The organism is Dehalococcoidia bacterium, assembly GCA_028711995.1.
In the GTDB taxonomy this organism is placed as follows: domain Bacteria; phylum Chloroflexota; class Dehalococcoidia; order SZUA-161; family SpSt-899; genus JAQTRE01.
This window is the reverse complement of the sequence record JAQTRE010000162.1, coordinates 1-6137: the sequence shown is the minus strand read 5'-3', so window position 1 is coordinate 6137 and position 6137 is coordinate 1. Positions and strand designations below refer to the sequence as shown.

General features: G+C 50.9%; 9 protein-coding genes. All 9 read left to right on the top strand.

Going from position 1 to position 6137, the window contains the following annotated elements:
• The coding region (locus PHV74_14470) for a DnaB-like helicase C-terminal domain-containing protein (GenBank protein MDD5095560.1) at positions 1–842 on the top strand (842 nt) is incomplete at its 5' end.
• Positions 843–979: 137 nt separating this feature from the next.
• Positions 980–1354, top strand: coding sequence for an endodeoxyribonuclease RusA (locus tag PHV74_14465; GenBank protein MDD5095559.1), 375 nt, complete (start codon positions 980–982; stop codon positions 1352–1354).
• Positions 1355–1960, top strand: a complete 606-nt coding sequence (locus PHV74_14460; protein ID MDD5095558.1) for a hypothetical protein — start codon at positions 1355–1357, stop codon at positions 1958–1960.
• Positions 1941–2531 (top strand): hypothetical protein, encoded by a 591-nt coding sequence (locus PHV74_14455; protein MDD5095557.1) that lies wholly within the window; start codon positions 1941–1943, stop codon positions 2529–2531. Before PHV74_14460 ends, PHV74_14455 begins: the two co-directional genes overlap by 20 nt.
• A 314-nt stretch (positions 2532–2845) precedes the next feature.
• Entirely contained in the window at positions 2846–3208 is a 363-nt protein-coding gene (locus PHV74_14450; protein MDD5095556.1) for a hypothetical protein, read from the top strand.
• Between the two features lie 19 nt (positions 3209–3227).
• A complete protein-coding gene (locus PHV74_14445; GenBank protein MDD5095555.1) occupies positions 3228–3542 on the top strand; it encodes a hypothetical protein in 315 nt (104 codons plus the stop codon).
• Positions 3539–4297, top strand: coding sequence for a hypothetical protein (locus PHV74_14440; GenBank protein MDD5095554.1), 759 nt, complete (start codon positions 3539–3541; stop codon positions 4295–4297). Before PHV74_14445 ends, PHV74_14440 begins: the two co-directional genes overlap by 4 nt.
• 94 nt (positions 4298–4391) lie before the next feature.
• On the top strand, positions 4392–4841 hold the full coding sequence (locus tag PHV74_14435; GenBank protein ID MDD5095553.1) for a hypothetical protein: 450 nt from the start codon (positions 4392–4394) through the stop codon (positions 4839–4841).
• Positions 4838–6079, top strand: a complete 1242-nt coding sequence (locus tag PHV74_14430) for a terminase (protein ID MDD5095552.1) — start codon at positions 4838–4840, stop codon at positions 6077–6079. Before PHV74_14435 ends, PHV74_14430 begins: the two co-directional genes overlap by 4 nt.
• Positions 6080–6137 lie beyond the last annotated feature (58 nt).

Below are 6137 nucleotides of genomic sequence, written 5' to 3'. Positions count from 1 at the left end.
CGACAGGGTTCAAACGATTAGATAGGGCGATTGGTGGGTGGGAAAGGGGTGTCTTCTATGTGATCGCTGGCCGTCCAGGAATCGGCAAAAGCCATTTGATGTTGTGCGCTGCGTTAGGCGCAACACCGGAAGCTCCTGCCGGAATTTTTAGTCTTGAAATGTCCAAGCCTCAGATTATCTCACGACTGGCCTACATGTTGGCCGGACTCAACAAAGATGACATTGAGCAAGGGGTTTTCGACAACAAGTTCGGAATGGAGGAACGCGCCGAGATTCAAGAGAAGACCACCGCGGCGATAGCCGAGGTCCACGAGTTGCCGATCTGGATTGACGACAAGGCGGGGTTGACCACGGGGAATATCACGGCGCGGATCGAGCGGATGAAAGCTGAGCACAATTTAGGAGCGGTGTTTATTGACCACCTGGGGAAAATCGGGGACGCTGCCAAGAGTCTGTACGAAAAGACCACGCTGGTATCCGGGCGGTTGGCACAGATGGCGAAAGACTGTGACGTACCGATAGTCGCACTTTGCCAGCTCAACCGGGAAGCCGAGGGGAAGGATCGGAAGTCAGACAGGCGGCCTCGGCTCTCCGACCTCAGAGAATCGGGAGCCATTGAGCAAGATGCGCGCGTAGTGTTAGGGCTCTACCGGGATGACTACTACTCAGAGACTGACGAGACGTTCAAGGCTATCTACCCTGGAGTCGAGAATCTGTTGCAGGTAATGGTGCTGAAAGCAAATGAGAGGAGATCAGGCCGGATGATACCACTCGAGATTGACCCAAAATCGAGGCGGCTGAGAGATTGGCCGCACTGGAGGGAGCATGAACTCAAGTGTTGATGTTATGGCTGAGTGCCGGGAATGCGAAACGTCGAAGGGGATCAGGGCAAGCATGCTCAAAACTGACAGCGTGGATACTGTCCAGGATTTGCAATGGCAACTTCGCGAACTCTGCTCGTGCTGCGAAAAGGAGGAGCATGAGAATTGAGATTCCGTCACTCCCCCCGAAAGCCTGCTCACCGAATGCACGGGTTCATTGGGCAGAAAAAGCAAAACAGGCCAAGCGCTACCGAGAGTTATCGTTTCTCTCTGCAAAATCGGCCATGAACGGATGGATAGCCCCAGAAAAGGCTCTCGTGCAACTGACCTTTATTATCCCGGACCATCGCCGTAGGGACATTGATAACCTGGTGGCCTCGTTTAAGTCTGGGCTTGATGGGTTAGTTGACGCAGGGGTGATCAGGGACGACTCAGGCAAGCGGATTGTGCTGGATACCCCGGCCATTGAGTGCATTCCAGGGGAACGGAAGGTGCTTGTGACGGTGGAGAAGTTTTTGACGGAGAAGGGGTGAATGATGCCGAAGAAACCAAAAACAGCAACCTATGAGGATGCGGTGATCGAACTGGCCACAGTCCAGCCTCACCCACGCAATCCCCGAATACACCCGGAGCCGGGCACCTCGGGCTGGAAAAAGCTGATCAAGAGCCTGGATTACGACTACTACGATCCGCTAGTCTACAACAAGCGTAATAACTGCTGGGTGTCGGGTCATCTCCGGGCAAAGGTGCTGATATCCCAGGGGATCACCCATGCCAAGGTTGTCGTGGTGGACTATCCCGAGGACATCCACATCGCCCGGATGATCGCCGCCAACAAACAGGTAGGGGAATGGGATTTCCCCAGTCTGAAAGACCTGATAATTGAAATTGACACCGGGGCCTTTGACATGGGTTTAACGTTGTTCGGCGAAGATGAATTAGAATCGCTGGTAGCAATCTACGGGGAAGACACTAAGCTGAAAAACGTGGAGATATCAGCCCCTGCATTGACCTGGGTCCTGATCGGAATCCCCACAGTTAACTTCAGCTTGATAGCGGAAACGGTGGAGAAAATAGGCCAGATTGACGGTATCATTCTAAAGACGACGGTGGCATCAAATGAAGACGAAAAAGACTGATAACAGCAACTTATATCCCAAATTAGATTTACGCCGCTATTTCCTGACGAAATATTTTAAGAAAGAACCGATCAGGGTCTTCGACTGCTGCCAAGGGGATGGAGTCATATGGCAAAAGCTCAGGCGAGATTATACGATAGCTCGTTACTGGGGAGTTGACGTTAAGAAAAAGACAGGCCGACTTGCCATAAAGAGCGAACGGATATTGAGTCAGCCGGGATGGGATGATAACGTGATCGACATAGATACCTATGGGAGTCCATGGAAGCAATGGTTTACCATGCTACCGAACATTAGACAGAGAACAGCTGTTTTTCTGACGATCGGGAATGTGATGATAGGCGGGGGCCAGATAGATAAATACATGTTGATAGCAATGGGACTGGAATTGATCAAGGATGATTTACCGGGCGGTTTAAGAGGAAGTTTGGCTGATACAGGAATACCCTATTGTTTGGCAGAAGCTGAGAAGCACGGCTTGACAATAGTCGAAGCAAAGGAAGCTATAGCTGGAGGTCATGCCAGATATATCGGTTTAATGATAGAACCTGCAACCCGGAATACGGAATAATCTACACTCACAAAGTGGCCCTAAAAGGGATTATAAAGCCCCGTTTTACTCTAATTGCCCGATTTTCTTTACAATAAATACGCCTGGTAGACATAATACTGCAATTTCAAGATTCTACTTGACAAAATGTTAGATTTGCAAAATTTACACTCAAAAACGAGCCTCTATAATCGCCATACGGGCGAGTAAACCGAGCAAGCCATATAAAACCACCTTCAAATAACCTTGATTCCTCGAAGTTTACACTGTGAAAGTGTTGACAAATACACTAATATGGTGTATAATACAGGTATAAAGGATAGGAGGTTGAGGAAATGAGAATCACAATTAACTGGAATGGATACAATCACAGGAGATACTCCCGGCCTTGGATAGCTAAAATCATTGCCTGGGACAAAAAACCTGAACTCGATTGGGGGCAATATCTCGGCGACGATAATGGCGGAACTCTCGAAATCGAAGCTCAGCCAGGTGACATCATCAGGTACGGCCAAAAAGATGGACGTGGCAACTCTGGCACAAATGCCTGGGCAATAATCCAAAATGATGGCACTGAGATGGATGTAACACAAGGGGCAGCCCGTGAGCACTGGTTAAACAGAACCACTGTCAACCCGCTGGCTCAATTCAGTGACGACGAAATCAAAGCAGAATTTGCTCGGCGCTTTGGCAACTAAAATAAATAGGGAGGAAATCATGAAAGCGATCATCACAGGAATCCGCTACGATACCGACAAGGCAACTCTCATCGGCCATCACCAGTATTCCTACCCCGGAGACTTCAACCACTGGGAAGCTGGGCTTTATGTGGCACCGCGATCAGGCAGGTACTTCCTGGCAGGCTCCGGTGGACCGATGACTCACTACAGCCGCACCACCGGCCAGAACGAATGGTCCGGTGGGTCGAAAATAACCCCACTCACCAAAGACCAGGCTTTCGAGTGGGCTCAAAACTATCTCGATCCCGAAATCATTGAGGCACACTTTGCTAACATGATCGAGGAGGCATGATGAATTACGGAACGATTTACGAGCCGAAGGGCAGGGCCAGAGAGTACGCGGAGCTGGCGTGTAACGTATACACAGGTTGCTCTCACGGTTGCCTCTATTGTTATGCTCCCTCGGCAATCCGCAAAACAAGAGAGGAATTTGCCCAAGCGAAGGTCAGACCGGGATTCCTTGCCAAATTGCAAAACGATGCTGAACGATGGACTGGCCCTAAGAAGCAAGTTTTACTCTCGTTTACCTCAGACCCATTCCAGCCGGACCCGGAGTGCACAGCGATACAGGCAATCCAGATACTCAAAGACAATGGTTTCCCCGTATGCGTTTTGACCAAAGGGGGCTCCAGAGCCCTTGAGGCACTCCCATTGTTTGGCGCCGGCGACTCGTTCGCATCGACACTCACCTGCCTTGACGATTCCGAAAGCCTGAAATGGGAGCCTGGCGCAGCTCTACCAGCAGACCGAATATCCACGTTGCAGACCTTCCACGATGCCGGAATTCAGACATGGGTAAGCTTGGAGCCGACGTTATCCCCGGATGTTTCCATTGAGATCATCCGGCAAACACATCAGTTCGTAGACCTCTACAAAGTCGGGAAGCTGAACTATCATGAGTTCGGCAAGTCTATCGATTGGGCTGGCTACACGGATGCAGCGGTTCGGCTCTTGGCCTCACTGGAAAAGCCTTACATCATCAAAGATGATTTGGCCAAGTTCATTCCCGCACCCGCAGGTTTTCCCCAACGTTTGAAAACCGACTAACATATAAGCTGACCAATAAGTAAGAAGAGCCGGGGGAAACCCCGGTTTTTCTTTGCCCTTGCATATTGTGGTATAATAATACAAAGGTGACTCGATGGCCCATAAAAACCCACCTAAAAAAAGAGACAACACCGCCGCCCGGATCATCAAGGCCCTTGAGGAAACTCAGGGGCTTTTGACTGCCGCGGCCAAACGCGCAGGGGTGAGCTACTCGACTATTAAGCGATATGTGGCTGACTATCCCTCTGTTGCCCAGGCCAAAGAAGAGGCTCAGGAGCGGTTACTCGACTTCGCAGAGAGTAAGCTTTTAGAAAACATCCGCGAAGGGAAAGAGGCCTCAATATTCTTTTTCCTCAAAACTCAGGGCAAAAAGCGGGGTTACATCGAGAGGGTGGAGTCTACAGGTAAAGACGGAGGCCCGATCAAAACTGAGTCCATTGTCTACCAGGTGGTAGATGCGCAAACGGCTGAGATGATCAAGGAGCTTACGGGGGAACGTATTTGTACCATTGAAGAGGCTGAGGGGATTGTCAGCAGAAAATGACGACAGCAAAGAGCGCAATGCTCGACCGCAGAGAAGAAACTGCTAAGATTTGGCAGATGACGCGTGTCTTCCGCGATAATCTGGCGGCCTATCAGGCCGGGAAACGCCGGGCGCTCAACGAGGGCGGGACATCCTCAAGCAAAACGATATCTATATTGCAATTGCTTATCATGATCGCCAAAGCGGCCAGGCAGCCACTGCTAATCTCGGTCGTTTCCGAGTCTATGCCCCACCAGAAGAAAGGTTGCCTGCGAGACTTCAAAAACATCCTGGGCGAGGCTTACGACGAGAAGGCCCACAACAAGACAGAGAATGTCTACACCTTCCCGTCCGGCGGCGCCATCGAGTTCTTCGGGGCTGATGAATCCGGAAAGGTTCACGGGCCACGCCGGGATATCTTGTTTATCAACGAGGCTAATAACGTTCCATGGGACACAGCGCGGGCGCTGGATATCAGAACCAGGTTATTCACCCTCTGCGACTGGAACCCGGTCTCCGAATTCTGGGCACACGAGCGATGGAAAGGGCAGCCGGAGAATGCGTATATCCATAGCACGTACCAAGATGCTATCTGGGTGCTACCGCCTGAGGTGGTGGTCAACATCGAGAGTAACCGGAATGATGCCAACTGGTGGAATATCTACGGCCTGGGAAAACTCGGCAAAATAGAGGGCCTTGTATACCCGCACTTCGAGCAGGTTGACGAACTGCCCGAAGGTGACCGCTTTATCGGATTGGACTTTGGCTTTGCCAACGATCCGGCCGCGGTGGTCTCCAATGTCATCCGTGGAGATTGCCTGTACTCGCAAGAGCTGGTTTATGAACTGGGCCTGACTAACAACGACCTGTCAAGCCGCATGGAGGCAGCGGGGCTTCGGAAGAGATACGACGAAATCTTTGCCGATTCGGCCGAGCCGAAATCAATCGAGGAGTTGTACCGTCTGGGCTGGAATATAAAGCCGTGCCCCAAAGGGGCCGACTCAGTGGAGTTTGGGCACCAGAAGATCAGGCAGTACAAACAGTTCTGGACCAAAGATAGTGTTAACGCAATCAAAGAGCAGCGCAATTTCCGCTACATTGCAGATAAGAACGGGAAGCTGACCGAGAAAACAACCCACCTATGGAGCCACAGCCTCGACGGCAGGCGCTATGCCATCGTTGGCAAATTATCCCCAGAGCCAGAGCTTGATGTATTGGTTTACGACTCAATGAGTCTCATTCGGGGCATGAACATTTAGGAGGAAGCAAAATGTTGGTAGCGATCATAATCATCTTGGTGTTTCTGGTGGGTCTGGC

Excerpts from the sequence above, each read along its gene's own strand:
- PHV74_14445 (MDD5095555.1), top strand. The coding sequence starts at position 3,228 with ATGAAAGCGATCATCACAGGAATCCGCTACGATACCGACAAGGCAACT.
- PHV74_14455 (MDD5095557.1), top strand. The coding sequence starts at position 1,941 with ATGAAGACGAAAAAGACTGATAACAGCAACTTATATCCCAAATTAGAT.
- PHV74_14465 (MDD5095559.1), top strand. The coding sequence starts at position 980 with ATGAGAATTGAGATTCCGTCACTCCCCCCGAAAGCCTGCTCACCGAAT.
- PHV74_14435 (MDD5095553.1), top strand. The coding sequence starts at position 4,392 with ATGGCCCATAAAAACCCACCTAAAAAAAGAGACAACACCGCCGCCCGG.
- PHV74_14460 (MDD5095558.1), top strand. The coding sequence starts at position 1,355 with ATGATGCCGAAGAAACCAAAAACAGCAACCTATGAGGATGCGGTGATC.
- PHV74_14450 (MDD5095556.1), top strand. The coding sequence starts at position 2,846 with ATGAGAATCACAATTAACTGGAATGGATACAATCACAGGAGATACTCC.
- PHV74_14440 (MDD5095554.1), top strand. The coding sequence starts at position 3,539 with ATGATGAATTACGGAACGATTTACGAGCCGAAGGGCAGGGCCAGAGAG.
- PHV74_14430 (MDD5095552.1), top strand. The coding sequence starts at position 4,838 with ATGACGACAGCAAAGAGCGCAATGCTCGACCGCAGAGAAGAAACTGCT.